General features: G+C 72.1%; 15 protein-coding genes. 9 read left to right on the forward strand and 6 right to left on the reverse strand.

All coding sequences use genetic code 11. From position 1 onward, the window contains the following. Nucleotides 1-8: 8 nt before the first annotated feature. Both ACFVXC_RS02785 and ACFVXC_RS02790 read left to right on the forward strand, forming a co-directional pair. Nucleotides 9-818, forward strand: coding sequence for a class I SAM-dependent methyltransferase (locus ACFVXC_RS02785; protein ID WP_389900793.1), 810 nt, complete (start codon nucleotides 9-11; stop codon nucleotides 816-818). Between the two features lie 134 nt (nucleotides 819-952). Further along, entirely contained in the window at nucleotides 953-1,123 is a 171-nt protein-coding gene (locus ACFVXC_RS02790) for a hydrophobic protein (RefSeq protein ID WP_363312340.1), read from the forward strand. 23 nt (nucleotides 1,124-1,146) lie between these two features. On the opposite strand, the gene ligD is transcribed toward ACFVXC_RS02790, so the two are convergent. Then, nucleotides 1,147-2,109 carry a non-homologous end-joining DNA ligase gene (gene ligD / locus ACFVXC_RS02795; protein ID WP_389900796.1) on the reverse strand — a complete coding sequence of 321 codons (963 nt, stop codon included), beginning with the start codon at nucleotides 2,107-2,109 and terminating at the stop codon, nucleotides 1,147-1,149. A 135-nt stretch (nucleotides 2,110-2,244) separates the two neighbouring features. Between ligD and ACFVXC_RS02800 the strand changes: the two genes are divergently transcribed. Next, nucleotides 2,245-2,856: a hypothetical protein gene (locus tag ACFVXC_RS02800; RefSeq protein WP_389900798.1), complete on the forward strand. Its 612-nt coding sequence runs from the start codon at nucleotides 2,245-2,247 to the stop codon at nucleotides 2,854-2,856. A 6-nt stretch (nucleotides 2,857-2,862) separates the two neighbouring features. Here ACFVXC_RS02800 and ACFVXC_RS02805 read toward each other — a convergent pair whose 3' ends face one another. Continuing rightward, on the reverse strand, nucleotides 2,863-4,710 hold the full coding sequence (locus ACFVXC_RS02805) for a transketolase (RefSeq protein ID WP_389900800.1): 1,848 nt from the start codon (nucleotides 4,708-4,710) through the stop codon (nucleotides 2,863-2,865). A gap of 324 nt (nucleotides 4,711-5,034) precedes the next feature. On the opposite strand from ACFVXC_RS02805, the gene ACFVXC_RS02810 reads away from it, so the two are divergent. The 6 genes from ACFVXC_RS02810 (at nucleotide 5,035) to ACFVXC_RS02835 (ending at nucleotide 10,701) form a co-directional block, all read left to right on the forward strand. Continuing rightward, entirely contained in the window at nucleotides 5,035-6,135 is a 1,101-nt protein-coding gene (locus tag ACFVXC_RS02810) for an enolase C-terminal domain-like protein (RefSeq protein ID WP_389900801.1), read from the forward strand. 27 nt (nucleotides 6,136-6,162) lie between these two features. Further along, on the forward strand, nucleotides 6,163-6,735 hold the full coding sequence (locus tag ACFVXC_RS02815; protein WP_389900803.1) for a hypothetical protein: 573 nt from the start codon (nucleotides 6,163-6,165) through the stop codon (nucleotides 6,733-6,735). 10 nt (nucleotides 6,736-6,745) lie between these two features. Beyond that, on the forward strand, nucleotides 6,746-7,099 hold the full coding sequence (locus ACFVXC_RS02820) for a VOC family protein (RefSeq protein WP_389900804.1): 354 nt from the start codon (nucleotides 6,746-6,748) through the stop codon (nucleotides 7,097-7,099). Nucleotides 7,100-7,162: 63 nt separating this feature from the next. After that, complete coding sequence (locus ACFVXC_RS02825; protein ID WP_389900805.1) at nucleotides 7,163-7,858, forward strand: GntR family transcriptional regulator; 696 nt, start codon at nucleotides 7,163-7,165, stop codon at nucleotides 7,856-7,858. A gap of 219 nt (nucleotides 7,859-8,077) precedes the next feature. Further along, a complete protein-coding gene (locus ACFVXC_RS02830) occupies nucleotides 8,078-9,361 on the forward strand; it encodes an amidohydrolase family protein (protein WP_389900807.1) in 1,284 nt (427 codons plus the stop codon). 44 nt (nucleotides 9,362-9,405) lie between these two features. Then, the gene (locus ACFVXC_RS02835; protein WP_389900809.1) at nucleotides 9,406-10,701 is read left to right on the forward strand and encodes an amidohydrolase family protein; all 1,296 of its coding nucleotides are present in this window, start codon (nucleotides 9,406-9,408) and stop codon (nucleotides 10,699-10,701) included. A 56-nt stretch (nucleotides 10,702-10,757) separates the two neighbouring features. On the opposite strand, the gene ACFVXC_RS02840 is transcribed toward ACFVXC_RS02835, so the two are convergent. The 4 genes from ACFVXC_RS02840 to ACFVXC_RS02855 all read right to left on the reverse strand — a co-directional run bounded on the left by ACFVXC_RS02840 (nucleotide 10,758) and on the right by ACFVXC_RS02855 (nucleotide 15,537). Next, on the reverse strand, nucleotides 10,758-12,737 hold the full coding sequence (locus ACFVXC_RS02840; protein WP_389900811.1) for a DUF5107 domain-containing protein: 1,980 nt from the start codon (nucleotides 12,735-12,737) through the stop codon (nucleotides 10,758-10,760). An 82-nt stretch (nucleotides 12,738-12,819) separates the two neighbouring features. Continuing rightward, entirely contained in the window at nucleotides 12,820-13,377 is a 558-nt protein-coding gene (locus ACFVXC_RS02845; RefSeq protein WP_389900813.1) for a GNAT family N-acetyltransferase, read from the reverse strand. Between the two features lie 38 nt (nucleotides 13,378-13,415). Then, nucleotides 13,416-13,661: a hypothetical protein gene (locus ACFVXC_RS02850; protein ID WP_389900815.1), complete on the reverse strand. Its 246-nt coding sequence runs from the start codon at nucleotides 13,659-13,661 to the stop codon at nucleotides 13,416-13,418. Nucleotides 13,662-13,803: 142 nt separating this feature from the next. Further along, nucleotides 13,804-15,537: a CocE/NonD family hydrolase gene (locus ACFVXC_RS02855; RefSeq protein ID WP_389901545.1), complete on the reverse strand. Its 1,734-nt coding sequence runs from the start codon at nucleotides 15,535-15,537 to the stop codon at nucleotides 13,804-13,806. Between the last annotated feature and the right edge of the window lie 331 nt (nucleotides 15,538-15,868).

Here is a 15,868-nt window from a genome sequence, read left to right on the forward strand (position 1 = left end):
TTCCCGTCATGCCGGAGGAGACCGCCGTCTACACGCACGGACACCACGAGTCCGTCCTGCGCTCCCACACCTGGCGGACCGCCGCCAACTCGGCCGCCTACCTCGTTGATTCGCTCAAGCCGCACATGCGAATCCTGGACATCGGCTGCGGCCCGGGCACCATCACCGCCGACCTGGCCGCGCTCGTCCCCGACGGCCAGGTCACGGGCGTCGACCACGCGCCCGGCATCCTGGACCGCGCCCGCGCGACGGCGACCGAACGGGGCCTGGAGAACGTGGAGTTCGCCGTCGCCGACGTACACGCCCTGGACTACCCGGACGACTCCTTCTGCGTCGTCCACGCACATCAGGTGCTCCAGCACGTCGGCGACCCGGTGCGCGCCCTGAGCGAGATGCGGCGCGTCTGCGCGCCGGGCGGCATCGTCGCCGCACGCGACGCGGACTACTCGGCGATGAGCTGGTACCCGAACTCCCCCGACATGGACGGCTGGCTCGACCTGTACCGGCGGGTGGCCCGCGCCAACGGCGGCGAACCGGACGCGGGCCCCCGCCTCAAGTCCTGGGCGCTGGAAGCCGGTTTCGACGACGTCACCGCGAGCGCGAGCACCTGGTGCTACAGCACGGCGCAGGAGCGCGCCTGGTGGAGCGGGCTCTGGGCGGACCGCACGGTCGCCTCCGCGTACGCCGGACGCGTGGTCGACGGCGGGCATGCCGACGCCGGCGAGCTGCGGGCGATCGCCGACGCGTGGCGGGCGTGGGGAGAGCGCGATGACGGCTGGTTCGCCGTGCTGCACGGAGAGATCCTCTGCCGGAAGTGACGTGTCACGTGTGACGTCCGGCGGGAAGCGGGTGACGCCTGCCTCGAACAACGCGTGGCGCCACTCACAGGTTCTCAATTCCCTGCTTAGAGCGGCCGGTTGGGGATACCCGGGGCAGCAGGAGGTAAGACACTATGGTTCCTATTCTGCTCGTCCTTCTGCTGGCCCTGCTGCTCTTCGGGGCGGGGTTCGCCGTGAAGATTCTCTGGTGGGTCGCCATCGCCGTGCTGGTCATCTGGCTGGTCGGGTTCCTGATGCGCAGCACGACGGCGACCGGGACGAGGTCACGCTGGTACCGGTGGTAGCCCTCGCGCGGTGTTAGCCGTACTCATCCGCTCAACGCACGCAGCTTGCGGCGGGCCGGTCCCAGGGCACGCCCCGATCGCAGCAGGCCCGCCCAGGGATTGGTGCGGGCCTGCTCGACCGCGTCCGCGATGGTCCAGCGCCGGGCCCCGAGCGCGGGGTCGTCGAGGTCCTCCCAGGCGACGGGCACGGCAACCGGGGCGCCGGGCCTGGCACGGACGGAGAAGGGGGCGACGGCGGTCTGCGCGTACGCGTTGCGCTGCACGTCGAGGTAGAGGCGGTCGCCGCGGTCCTTCTTGCGGGCGGCCGTGGTGAGCTGCTCGGGGTGGGCCCGGGCGAGAGTCTCGGCGACGTCCTTGGCGAAGGCGCGTACGTCGTCGAAGTCGTGGCGGCCGTTGAGGGGCACGATGACGTGCAGGCCGCGTGAGCCCGTGGTCATCAGGGCGGACGGAAGGCCGATGTGGTCGAGCAGCTCGCCCACGAGCCGCGCCGCCTCGCGCACCTGGCCGAAGTCGTCCTTGGCCGGATCGAGGTCGAACACGAGCCGGTCGGGGTGGGTGACACCGCCGGCGCCGCCGACCCTGGACGTCCAGCGGTGCAGAGTGAGGCACGCCTGGTCGGCGAGGTAGAGGAGCGTGGCGGTGTCGTCGCACACGGTGTGGGTGACGGTGCCGCCCTCCTTGGTGACCTCGGCGCGGGTGATCCAGTCCGGGTAGTGGTCGGGGGTGTCCTTCTGCATGAAGCGGGGCCCGTCGACGCCGTCCGGGTGCCGCTCCAGCATCAGGGGCCGGCCGCGCAGGTGGGGCAGCATGAACGGGGCGACGGCCCGGTAGTAGTCGGCGAGGTCCCCTTTCGTATAGCCCGCCGAGCCGCCCCCGCCTCCGCCCGCACCCTCAACACCCTCACCCCCGGCGGGGAAGAGGACCTTGTCGGGGCGGTGCAGCTGTACGGTGCGGCGTCCCGCCCGCAGCGTTCGTGCGCTGGTCATGTGGGGTTCCTTTCATGCTGCACAGGGGTGCTGACAACACCTGAGGACGGGGGCCGACAGGCGTGCCCCGGGCGGCGTACGCCGGAAGGATTCAGAAAGACGGTTCAGGTCGGACCGTAGTGAGCGAGGCACGCCATGGCGAACGGAACGCGAAGATTCCCCGGGCACCCGGTACGGGAGCCGTCGTGCGGCGGCGGACCCGCCGCTCCCCCGCCCGTCCACGCCGCGTTCGCGCTCTGGATCACCGCGGTCGTGGCGGGCTTCTTCGAGACGGTGCTCATGGTCGGTCGTCTCGTCGCCGAAGGCGACACCTCCGCCGGGGAGATCGCGGGCGGCCTGCTGCTGCGGATGACCGTGTTCTCGGCGGCCGTCCTGCTCGCCGTCCAGCTGCGCCGCGGCAGGAACTGGGCCCGCCTGACGCTCGCCGTGGGGCTCGGAGTCCTCGGCACGCTGTCCCTGGTGATCGAGCCCGTGCGGTGGATGGCCGACGGGCACACCCTGGGGGACGCCTTCGGGGATCTGGGAGTGGTGGACGTGCTGTTCGGCGTGAGCCGCGTGCTCCATCTGAGCGCGGTGCTCGGAGCGATGGTCCTGATGTTCCGGCCCACGGCCAACGCCTGGTTCAGGGCGCGGCCCACGTTCAGGGCGCGGCCCACGTTCAGGGCGCGGCCCACGCTCAGGGCGCGGCCCACGCTCAGGGCGCGGCCCACGCTCAAGGAGCAGTCCACGGATCCCGAGCGGCACTGACCGGCCTCAGCGCACGACCGCCTGCTCCACGAGCAGCCGGGCCGCCGCCGCGATGGACTCGGCGTCGATACCGGCCGCGTGCAGTTGCTCGTCGGGGGACGCCGAGCCCGGCATCGTGTTCACCGCGAGCCGCACCAGGCGCGGCACCGGGCCCCCGTCGCCGAAGGCCTCGAACACGGCGTCGCCGATGCCGCCCTCGGGGCGGTGGTCCTCGACGGTGAGCAGGCAGCCGGTGCGGGCGGCGGCCTCGCGCAGGGTCGCGCGGTCGACGGGCTTGACCGAGTACAGGTCGATGACGCGCACCTGGATCCCCTCGCGGTCCAGGAACTCGGCGGCGGTCAGCGCCTCGTGCACGGTCACGCCCGCCGCGACGAGCGTGAGCCGGTCGGCGTCGGAGGAACGCAGGACCTTGGAGCCGCCGACGGGGAACTCCTCGCCCGGCCCGTAGATGACGGGCGTGTCCCCACGCGACGTACGCAGGTACCGCACGCCGTCGAGGCCCGCCATCTGCGCGACGAGCTGCCCCGTCTGGTGGGCGTCGCACGGGTAGAGGACCGTCGAGCCGTGCACCGCGCGGAACATCGCCAGGTCTTCGAGGCCCATCTGGGAAGGACCGTCCTGGCCGATGGCGACGCCCGCGTGGGAGCCGACGAGGTTGATGCCCGCGCCGCTGATCGCCGCCATGCGGACGAAGTCATGGGCGCGGGTGAGGAAGGCGGCGAACGTCGACGCGTACGGGACCCAGCCGCGGGCCGCCAACCCCACGGCGGCGGCGACGAGTTGCTGCTCGGCGATGTAGCACTCGAAGTAGCGCTCGGGGTGCTCCTTGCCGAAGTACTCGGTCCGCGTCGAGTCGCCGACCTCGCCGTCGAGGGCCACGACGTCGCCGCGCGCGGTGCCGAGCGCGGCGAGCGCCTGGCCGTAGGCGGTGCGGGTGGCGACGGAGTCGCCCACCTCGTGGCGCGGCAGCTCCGGATGGCCGGTGCGCGGCGCCTGCGGTGTCCGCGCGGCGGCGGGCTTGCGCACCTCGACACGTACGTCGTGTACGCCGCCCAGCTCCTCGATCGCCGCTCGCGCGTCCGGCAGCGGCTTGCCGTGCATGCCCTCGCGGTCCTCGACGGAGGCGACGCCCTTGCCCTTGACGGTGCGGGCGAGGACGGCGGTGGGCTGCCCGGCGGTGGAGCGCGCCTCCCCGAAGGCGCGCTCGACCTCGTCCAGATCGTGGCCGTCGATCTCGACGACATGCCAGCCGAAGGCGGTCAGACGGCGGGCGTAGGCGTCGAGATCCCACGCGTGGCGGGTGGGGCCGCGCTGCCCCAGGCGGTTGACGTCGACGATGGCCGTCAGATTGTCCAGGTGCTCGTACCCCGCGTGCTCGACGGCCTCCCACACCGAGCCCTCCGCCAGTTCGCTGTCGCCGCACAGCACCCAGACCCGGTAGGGGACCCGGTCGAGCCGCTTGCCCGAAAGGGCCATGCCGACGCCGACGGGGAGCCCCTGCCCGAGGGAGCCGGTGGCGACCTCGACCCACGGAAGGCGGCGGGGCGTCGGATGCCCTTCCAGGCGGCTGCCCTGCTCGCGGAAGGTCAGCAGCTCGCTGTCGGTGACCACGCCCGCCGCCTTGTACGCCGCGTACAGGAGGGGCGAGGCGTGTCCCTTGGAGAGGATGAAACGGTCGTTGCCGGGGTGGTCGGGCCGGTCGAAGTCGTAGTGCAGGTGGCGCGCCAGGAGCACCGCCATCAGGTCGGCCGCGGACATCGAGGAGGTGGGGTGCCCGGATCCCGCGGCATCCGCGGCCCGGACGGAGTCGACCCGCAGCTGCCTGGCGAGCGGGGCGATTTCCTTGCTTGTCATGGCGGCTCCTCCTTGGGTGCGGGCTCGCGGCCGACGGTCCGCCGGCCGCGTCGGCCGTCGGTTCCTTCCGCGCGTCCTCCCGACGACCCTGGCACGCGGGACCTCCCGATTGCCCCGGCGAACCGCCGTCAAACGCAGCCGAACCCCACCGAACTCCCCTGGAATCCGGCGGCCCGGACCGACGCGGACGCCGTTTGACCGCCGGGCCCGGGGATACCCGTACGAGGCGCGGCCGCAGGTGAACGGGGCACGATCCGACGCCGCTTCTCCCCCACGGCCCCACCCTCATCTCCCACCCCTCGCACGTGATCCAGGACGGTCCCGATGAAGGACGCAGTGCCCATCGAAACCCCGGCCATGTCCGCCTACCTGGTGCCCGCGGACGCCCCCGAGGCGGACGGCACCCTCGCCTGGGAGAGCACGACCATCGTGATCGTCGAGGTGAGCGCGGGAGACGCGACGGGCACGGGCTGGACGTACGCCCCCGCGGCCACCGTGCCCCTGATGGCCGAGCAGCTCGTCCCGGCCGTGACGGGCCTCGACGCGCTCGACATCCCCGCCACGCACACGGCGATGACGAAGGCGATCCGCAACACCGGTCGCCCCGGTGCCGCCTCGTGCGCCATATCGGCGATCGACATCGCCCTGTGGGACCTGAAGGCACGCCTCCTGGAGATCCCGCTCGTACGTCTCCTGGGCGCGGCCCGCGACGAGGTCCCCGTCTACGGGAGCGGGGGCTTCACGACGTACCACGACACGCATCTGGCGGCCCAGCTCAACGGCTGGGTGCACGGCCAGGGCATCCCCCGCGTGAAGATCAAGGTCGGTGAGGCCTGGGGCCGGGCGGCCGCCCGCGACGTGCTGCGGGTGCGCACCGCGCGTGACGTCATCGGCGCGCAGGCCGAGTTGTACGTCGACGCGAGCGGCGGCTACACCCGCAAACAGGCGATCCGGGTGGGCCGGGTGCTCGCCGAACACGGTGTGGGCTGGTTCGAGGAGCCGGTGCCCTCGGACGACCTGCGGGGGCTCGCCCTCGCGCGGGACGCGCTGGTCTGCGACGTGGCGGCCGGCGGGTACGGCTACGACCTCTCGTACTTCGCGCGGATGATCCCCTCCGTGGACTGCCTCCAGCTGGACGCGACGCGCTGCGGCGGCCTGACCGAGTGGCTGCGCGCGGCGGCACTCGCGCAGGCGCACGGGATCGAGGTCTCGGCCCGCTGCGCCCCGCACGCGCATGCCGCGGTCGCCGCGTGCGTACCGAATCTTCGGCACATCGAGTGGCTGCACGACCATGTGCGGGTCGAGTCGATGTTCTTCGACGGCGCCCTCGACCCGACGGGCGGCGTCGTCCGGCCCGACGGCGGCATCGGTCACGGTCTGGAGCTGCGGCGCACGGAGGAGGTCGAGGAATACCGGGTCGCGTGAGAGACGCGGGCCTGCCACGCTCGGCCGATGCGGGAGACGGAAGCACTGCTCATCGGGGGCCGCTCCGGGGCCGGCAAGTCGTCGGTGGGTCTGGAGGTCGCGGCGCTGCTGCGGGAGGCGGACGTGGGGCACGCGTACATCGAGGGCGACACCCTGGACGCGGTCCACCCGGCGCCGGACGGCGACCCCGACCGCTCCCGGATCACCGAGCGCAACCTCGCGGCGCTCTGGGCGAACTACACGGACCTCGGCTGCCACCGCCTCGTCTACACGAACACGGCGAGCGTCCTGGCGAGCGAGGAGTGGCTGTTCACCGGAGCCTTGCGCGGCCCGCGCCTCATCCGGGTGCTCCTCACGGCGTCCGACGCCACCGTCGAGGAGCGTCTGACCGCCCGCGAACCGGGCTCGGAGCTCGAACAGCAGCTGCGCAGGAGCGCGTTCATGGCCCGGCACCTGGAGGAGCACGCGGCCGACGGCACACACCGCGTCGCGACGGACGGGCGCCGGATCGGGGACATCGCGGCCGATGTGGTGGCCGCCACGGGGTGGAAGTCCCGGAAGTCCCCGGAAACGATCACGGACGGGGGCCCGGCCAACTAGGCTCGCCGGTATGGAAATCCTGGGAACCACGCTGCGCATCTGCGTCGAGGACCTGGAGTCCTCGGTCGCCTTCTACGAACGTCTCGCGGGCGCTACCGCGCAGCGTTTCGAGCGTGGGGGCGTGTCCGTCGCGGCGATCGGCTGCTTTCTGCTGATGAGCGGTCCCGAGAAGGAGATCGAGATCCTCCGGAAGGTCTCCGCGACGATCGCCGTGGAGAACGTCGACGAGGCGTACGCCGTTCTGAACGCGTCCGGCGCCAAGGTCGTCGCGGGCCCCATCGCGACCCCGGCGGGTCGCAACCTCATCGCGATGCACCCGGACGGCACGGTCTTCGAGTACGTGGACCGGCGCACCGAGAGCTGAACCACTCCGCCCCGCCCGCCCCGTATCCTCCACGGCAGGCAGGCCGAACGGAGGACGGTGCACGTGGCGGGCAGCAGGGAGGGCGGTACGGCGGGCGGTGCGGAACGGGTGTCGTTGAGCGCCCAGGCGCGCGAGGCCGTCCGGCAGCGCATCGTGGACCGCCGCTATCCGCTGGGCGCGCGCCTGGTGGAGCGCGAGGTGGCCGAGGAGCTGCGGATGTCGCGGGTCCCGGTGCGGGAGGCGATGCGCGCGCTGGTCGCCGAGGGCCTCCTCGAACTCCTTCCGCACAGCGGGGTGCGGGTCCGTCGCCTGGAGCCCGCCGATGTGCGGCACTTGTACGAGGTGTGGGAGCCGCTCGCGGTCCAGGCCTCGCGGCTCTCCGCGCGCCGGGTGGCGGCGAGCGCGCCGGACGAGCCATCGGGGCTCGCCGCGCTGCGGGCCACGCTCGGCCAGGCCGAACAGGCGTCGGACGTGGACGACGGGCCGCGCGAGGTCGCCGCGCACACGGCGTTCCACGAGGGCATCGTGACCCTCTCCGGCAATCCCCTCCTCGCCCGCACGATGGAGCAGCTGAGCTGGCAGCTCCAGCTCCTGTTCGGCATGCGGGTCGAGCCGGACCACATGCGGGCGCAGCACGACCTCATCTACCGGCAGATCGCGTCGGGCGACGAGGAGACGGCGGCGGCGAGCACGCTGCTGCACGTAAGGGACAGCCAGGCGGTGGCTCTGCGGTCGCTCTTCGAGGAGAGCACCTCTTAACAGCGGCGAGCACCTCTTGACAGCGGCGAGCGTCTCCTAACAGCGGAGAGCCCCTCCTCACAGCGACCCGCTGTATACCAAAAATCCCGAACCTCACCATCACCCCGAGCTCCGCCCCGAACAAACCCACGCATTCTCCCGCCCCTCCTTGCGGGCCACTCCAGCTTGGTATACAAACTGCGGACGCGTTCCCTCCGTAACCCGTCCTGGAGCAGCCCCATGTGCGTCGAGTCCATCCCTCCGCCCTCCTCCCGGCTCACCCGGCGTGGTGTCCTCGCGGGTGCGGCCGCGCTCGCCGGGACCACGGCCGTGCTGACCGCCGCCGCGCCTCAGGCGGACGCCGCCCCACGCGAGGGGCGGGCGCGGGGGCAGGCCGGTGGTGACCTGGTCATCGAGGGCGGCACGCTCCTCGACCCCGCGACCGGCGAGGTGACCGAGGACGCGGTGGTCGTCATCGTGGACGGCGTCGTCCGCTCGGCGGGCAGGCGCGGCCGGGCCGATGTGCCCGAAGGCGCCGAGGTGCTCGACGCGCGCGGGCACTGGATCCTGCCCGGACTCGTCGAGGCGCACATCCACCTCAACACCGCAGCCGAGGCGCGCGACGCGGTGCGGCTCGGCGCGACCAGCGCCCGCAGCGGCTCGACCAACTTCTACCAGGACATCGCCGTACGGCAGTTGGCCCGTGAGGCACCGAAGCAGGCGCCCCGCCTTCGCGCCGCCGGAATCTTCGTCACGCCCGACCTGGGCGACACGATCCTCGCCGACCCGGAGCTGACCCCGCTGGCCAGGCTGCGTGACGGCGTGCGCTCGCCGGAGGCGCTGCGCCGCGTCGTCGAGGTCAACCTCGCCCGTGGCGCCGATGTCATCAAGACCCGCGTCAACGAGCGGGCGGGCCTGCCGGAGCAGGATCCGCTGGCCCAGGTGTACGACCGCGAGCAGCTGTCCGCCGTGGTCGCGGCGGCCCGGCGCGGCGGCAAGGGCGTGCTCTGCCACAGCTACAGCGAGAAGGGCTGCCACGACGCCGTCATGGCGGGCATCCGCTCGCTGGAGCACGGCGCCTTCGTCGGCGAGCGCACGCTGCACGAGATGCGGCGCAGGGGAACGTACTTCACGCCGACCCTCACCGCGATCGCCGGTCTCGCCGAGTCGTCGGACCCGGTGCTCGCGGAGCGCGGGCGCCAGTACCTGCCGGTCCTGAAGCGGGCCGTGCTCGCCGCGCACGAGCTCGGCGTGCCGCTCGCGGCCGGTACGGACTCGTCCGGCGGGAAGATCACGCCCATCGGCCGCGAGGTGGAGCTGATGCACACGGCGGGGCTCTCCGCGCTCGACGCGATCCGCACGGCCACCACGGGCGCCGCGAAGCTGCTCGGCCTCGACCGCACGGCGGGCCGCCTCGCACGCGGCTTCGCCGGCGACGTGCTCCTTGTGGACGGCGACCCGCTGTCCGACGTGACGGTCCTCAAGAAGCCCGTACGCGTGGTCCGTTCCGGCATCGCGCTCTGAACCCCACCGAGCCACCGAGTCCCCCACCTCTGAAGGAGACCTCCATGACGCCCCTCTCCCGTCGCGGCGTACTCGCCGGTGCCGCAGCCCTCGCGGGTACCGGCGCCGCTCTTTCGGCCGCCACCCCGGCCGCCGCCGCTCCCCACGGCGGCGGCAAGCACCCCAAGGCCGTCGTGTTCCGCGACGTCCGTCCCTTCGGCGCGAAGAACCCCGTGGACCTGACGGTGGTCGACGGCCGAATCACGGACGACCGGGCGCCCAGGGGCGCCAAGGTGATCGACGGCGGCGGGCGCGTCGCCCTGCCCTCGCTCGTGGACGCCCACATACATCCGGACAAGACGACATGGGGCAGTTCCTGGGTCTCGCGTAAGCCGGCGAGCGGCATCGCCGACTACTGCGCCCAGGACGTGGAGATCTTCAAGAGCCAGAAGCGGCCCGTCGGCGAGCGCGCGTACGGCCTGATGTCCCACGCCGTGACCCGGGGCACCCGTGCGATGCGCGCCCACGTGGACGTGGCGCCCGCCTACGACCTGGCGGGGGTCGAGGGCGTGAACACGGCCCGCGAGCGGTTGCGCGACGCCCTCGACGTGCAGATCGTGGCCTTCCCGCAGCACGGCGTGATCCGGACCCCCGGAACGGCGGAACTCCTGGAGGAAGCGGCTCGTTCCGGCTCGATCGACCTGGTCGGCGGCATCGACCCGATCAGCTTCGACCACGCGATGGACGAGCAGCTCGACCTCGTCTTCGGCCTCGCGGACCGGCACGGTGTCGGCGTGGACATCCACCTGCACGACCGCGACGAGAAGGGCACGGAGGTCCTGCGGGCGATCATCGACCGCACCAAGGCGCTCTCCCTGCGCGGCAAGGTCACGGTCAGCCACGTCTTCTGCCTGCCGAACCTCTCCGCCACCGACCTGGGCAAGATGGCGGCCGACCTGGGAGAGCAGGACATCTCCCTGACGACGGTCGCGCCGAACGAATCCCTCGTCCTGCCGATCGCGAAGCTGCGCGAGCACGGCGTGCGGGTCGGGCTCGGCTCGGACGGGGTGCGCGACGCGTGGAGCCCGTTCGGCAACGCGGACATGCTGCACCGCGCGCACATTCTCGGCTGGGTCACCGACGTCCGCCTGGACGACGAACTGACCGACTGCTACAACGTGGGCGCGCACGGCGGCGCCGATGTGATGGGCCTCGACCACGCGGACCTGAAGCCCGGCGCCCCCGCCGACTTCATCCTCGTACGCGGGGAGTGCCTGCCGCAGGTCCTGGTGGACATGCCGCAGCGGGACATGGTCGTGCACGGTGGTCGTGTCGTGGCCAGGAACGGCGAGTTGGCGTAACCGGCTCCTGGTAACCGGCTCCTGAGGGGGCGGCTGCCCCGCCCCCTCAGGTACCTTCACTCCTCCGGAGCGGCCCGCATCCGGTAGTCGTACCGGGCGGGCACCTCCTCGTCGGTCACCGCGCGCCACAGTTCGCCGAGGATTTCGGCGCCCTCGCGCAGATCGGCCACCTCGAAGCCCTCGTCGAACACCGCCCGCGCCGCGGCCTTCTGCCCCTCCGCCAGGAGCAGTTGGACCTCGACGAGGCGGAAGCGGCCCTCCGCGCGCGTGGCCGGATGCAGGCGTTCCCACACTCCGCGTGCCACCGCCTGGCGTCCGGCCGCGAGCAGGACGCCTATGGCCTCCCTGCCGAGGGAGGCACTCACGGACGTCCACAGGACGCCGTCGTCGCGCCGCTCCTGGCACAGGTCGTCGAAGGCTTCCGCGTACCGGTCGGCGGCGCGCTCGATGTGGTCGGAGTCCTGATCGGCGACCGCCAGGCACCGCAGCAACGGCCAGCGTGAGGGGGCCAGTTCGAGCCCGCGCTCCCAACTGCGCACCGCCTGCGCACGGTCTCCCGCATGCCACTGGGCCACGCCCAGGTGGTACTCGGCGACCGGCCGCGCGGGCGCCGTCTCCAGCATGTCCCGCCAGTGCGGGGCGACCAGGGTCGGGCCAGGCGGCCCCACCCGGCGCGGCTCGGGAACGGCCCCGGAGTGCAACAGCTCCAGCCACGGCGTCTGTTCGGGGCCCAGCGTGGACTCGGCGAACGGCGTGCCCGGCAGCTTGTGGTTCGCGCGCAGGACTTCGAGCGCGCCCCACCCGGACCCGGTGGCCAGCACCTCACCCGGCTCGGCGTCGGCGCACGGCCGCCACGCGTCGAACGCCCTCTCCACCGCGGCCCGCGGCAGCGCGTCCGTGAGCCGCGCCTGAACCTCCTCGCGCGCCGCCCGCCAGTCGTCGCCGTGCACCGGGCCGGGCTCCGCCGACAGCGGCCCGTACGACTCCAGCCACGCGAACTCGCTCTCGGCGTCCAGGCGTACGTGCTCCAGCTGCGTGCGCGCGAGGCCCGCCTGGATCTCCGCGTACCCGCCCGTGCCGGACTCCGTCAGCCACTCCTGCCAGCGCTGCCCGCCCGCGCCGGAGCCCCACACGAAGAGCTTGCGGCCGCGCAGCAGGTCGGTCGACGTCTGGACGAGGCCGTGCCCTTCGCCGTCGAGCGCGGCGATCCAGCGGCGCGCCCGGTCCGGTACGTCGTAGAAGTAGTCGGCGGCGTACTCGCTGCGGGGCGGATACGTCCGGTCCACCCCGTCGGTCTCGGGCACCGGCACCTTGCGCAGACCGCCCGCGTACCCGAAGTGCCAGGCCTCGTCGGCCGGGGCGATGACCCTGCGCTCCTGGGGCACGGCGATGTTGGACCACCAGTAGACCGGAACCGCCTTCTCGTGCGGGTTGCGGATCCGCACTCCGACGTGCAGGAAGTCGGAGTCCTCGGGGAGCCACAGGTCCACCTGGAACGGCACGTCCCGCAGCCGCTCCCACTCCCAGAGCCGCAGCATCTCGCCGCCGTCGGGCGCCGTCACGCGTGCGGCGTGCAGCGGGGCGCAGGACAGTGTCGTATGGCCGGTCGCGCCTATGTTCCACTCGATGCCGCCGGAGAACCAGGCGCCGTTGAGCGCGAAGGCCGCGGGCTGCAACACCGGGTTGCGGTAGAGGAGTTCGCGGCCGGTCGGCTTGTGGAAGAGGGAGTGGACCCGGCCGCCGAAGCCCGGCAGGACGGTGGCGCGCAGCCGGTCGTTCTCGATGACCAGGGTGTCGAGCGTCGTGTCGGTCCGCTCGCGTCCGTACCCGTCGAGCACGCGTGTGGGCAGGATGCCGCGCAGCGGCTCGTAACCGAGCTGCCGCGCCATGTCGCGTGGCAGCCCCTCTCTGCCGCGCTCGTCCAGTGTGTGCACTTCGCGCAGCGGCCGCAGGGGCGGCAGGGGGTTCTCGGGGCCCAACGGGGCGGCGGGCAGCGTCAGTACGTCACGTCGCACGGTGGTCGTCACGATCACCATGGAACACGGTCGACGCCGTCCCGACCAGGGGCTATCCCGGTCAGGATTGCGCAAAGCCACGCTGTCCGTCCGAGCGGCACAGCTATTCCGCGGCGGTCAGCGCCCATCGTTCGTGGTCGCGCCAGGCCCCGTCGATGTGGAGGAAGTCCGGCGAGAAGCCCTCAAGGCGGTAGCCGCAGCGGCGGGCGAGCGCGATCGACGCGGTGTTGCCGGGCTGGACGTTGATCTCCAGGCGGTGCAGCTTCAGTACGTCGAACGCGTACCGCGTGACGAGGCCGATTCCCTCGCTCATCAGGCCCCGGCCCGCCGCGTGCGCGAAGGCGCCGTATCCCAGCGCACCGCACAGGAAGGCGCCCTCGACGATGTTGTTGATGTTGATGAACCCGGCGATGTCACCACCCTCCCGCTCACAGACCAGGAACCCGGCCCTTCCCCGGCCCTCGATGAGCGCGCCCGCGTACGCGGCGTACGCCTCGTCCGTGGTGGGCGGGAAGAGCCAGGGACTGTGCAGCTCCCGGCTCTCGCGCGCACGCGTGGTGAACTCGGGGCCGTCGGCGTAGGTGTAGGGACGTATGCCTACGCGAGGTCCCTCGGCGAGGTGAACGGTGCTGTCGGTGCTGCTGTCGGTGCTGTCCGGCATCCCGACACGCTAGCCGCTCCCCGCGCAGGTCAGCACCCTCACCTGCGCCGCCGGATGAAGTACGCCCCGCACAGCGCGCCGATCAGGCCGGTGCCGAGCAGCGCCACCCACAGAGGCATGGTCACCTCGGGGATCAGCAGCCTGATCTTGGTGTGGCGGGTGTTCTCGAAGATGAAGACCAGAGTGAGGACGGCGATCACGGCGACGACGATCCTGCCGGGCGTCATGACGCCCCCGCCGCCCGAGCTGCTCTTGGAGCCGCCCGTGGAGGTGTTGGGACTCATAGTGGACACCCTTCCGTCGGAGCTTCGACCGGCCTCGCCCGTCCAGCATGGGCAGCTGGACGGGGTTCGCGCGCGGTGGACGCCCCTCCGGGGTGGGGGTGTGGGCCGTACGGGTGAGTCCCGGGAGAGACCTCCGGGCGGATCAGCGCACGACAGGCAGCTGGAGCACCCCGGTGTCATCGGGCGCGCTGGTGACGGTCACCGGCTTCACGCCCCGGTTTCCCGCGTACGCGTCGTCGCTCGCCGCCACCACGAACTGCAACGTGTGCCCCGCCTCGTACCGGTGCACGATCCCCGGCAGCGACACGGTGAACGGCTTCGTCACGTCCGGCACCCGCACGGGCGACACGAGCCGGTGCACCAGCGTCTTCCTGCCGTCGGGCGCGACGTCGTACAGCTTGGCGAAGAGGACCAGCTTGTCGGCCGCGTCGCCGGAGTTCTGCACCTTCTCGGTCCTGGGCGAGACGACCTTGAGGGTGGCCTTCGCGGAGCCGACCACATCCACCGGGGCGGCCAGCGGCTCGCTCGTCCAGTCGAGGTAGGTGCCCTTGGTGTCGTGCGGCGCGGGGTCGGGCAGGCCGATGATGCCGGCGAGGGAGCTCTCGGAGTGACTTGTGGGGATCAGCCAGTTCCGGTACTCACGGCTGCCGCGCGCGACCTTTTCGCGGTTGTCGACGAGCTTGCCGTCGCCGGACAGGTACAGCTTCTGGCTCAGGGACGGCACCTTCGCGGCGGTGGCGTAGGAGCCGTTCGGTCCGCTGTCGGCGGGGACCCAGTCCTGGTGGTAGGCGAAGGCGGGCCCGGTGTCGGCGCCCTTGTTCTTCCGGAGGTAGCGGTCGAACCACGACAGGACGCGCTTGCCGACGTAGCTCGTCTCCAGGTTGCCCTCGGACATGTTGAGTTCACCGGACGCCGCGTCGGTGAGGCCGCCGCTGTGGCCCGCGGACTGCCAGATCATCTTCGTCGTGGTGCCCTGCGCCTTGAGTGTCTCGTACGTCGCCTGCGCCTCGCTCAGGTTGAACAGGCTGTCGACCTGCCCCTGGATCAGCAGCGTCGGCGTCTTGACCCGCGGCAGGTACGAGACGGGCGAGACGCCGCGCGCGTACTCCTGGAGGGCCTCGGTCTTGTCCGCGGGATAGCGGCCCGAGTTGAGCGTACGGATCGTCTCGCAGGCCTTCGTGACGAAATGCAGGCAGGTGAGAGAGTTGATGCGGGAGGGGTCAAGGCTCGGTTCGAGGAGCGGCTGGCCCTCGCCGATGAGGTAGAAGCCGTTCATCCACTGCCACTTGGAGGCGCCGGGGACGCTGCGGTCGGACGCGTTGTTCGGGTCGAGCGAGTAGCTCAGGTCGTTCCAGGTGATCATCGGTACGAGGGCGTCGATCCGGTGGTCCACGGCGGCCGTCGCCATCTGGATCGCCCCTCCGTACGAACCACCGATCATGCCGACGCGGGGATCGGCCTCGGCGTCCTTGGTCACGTAGCCGATCGTCGTGCCGTCGTCGGCCGCGCGCTTGCCCGCGAGGAAGTCGACGAGCCCGGAGGCCGCCTTGCCGTCGATCTTCGGGTCGTCGAGGGAGATGAGGCAGCCGGACTTGCCGAAGCCGAGTCCGGAGTAGACGAGCCCGACGTAGCCGCGCTCGGCGAAGGCCTTCCCGGTGGCCGCCGTCCCACCGTCCGACTTGCTGCCGCCGAAGCCGTTGGTGGTCAGGACGGCGGGCGCGGGGTGCGCGGCGTCCACTCCGGCCGGGCGGTAGAGGTCGGCGTCGACGGTGCAGCTCCTGCCGCCCGCTTCCACCGTGAACTTCAACGGGGTGACGGTGAACTGTCCGGTGGCGCTCGCGGGTGCGGGTGCCGCGAGCGCGAGGGGCGCGGCCAGTGCGGCACCGACGGCGAGAGCGAGCGGTGCGCGAGTGCGAGTACGGGAGACGGCACCACGACGGGGCTCGGTACGACGGGGCTCGGTACGACGGGGCTCGGTACGACGGGACGCGGTACGACGGGGCACGAGACCTCCACGCTGAGGACAACCGACTACCGACCGGTAAGTAACCGGCCCGAGGTCATGTTGTGACACGTGTCAGGTGCTGGTCAACGCCCAGGACAGGAGTTTCTCGTCGGCGGTTGAAGGCAGTTGACGGCAGTTGACGGCGACGGGCGGCGATGGGCGGCAACAGACCGCGTTTCAGCAAGGAGGACGCGTCCGGGCG

This window comes from Streptomyces sp. NPDC058257, from assembly GCF_042881845.1.
In the GTDB taxonomy this organism is placed as follows: domain Bacteria; phylum Actinomycetota; class Actinomycetes; order Streptomycetales; family Streptomycetaceae; genus Streptomyces.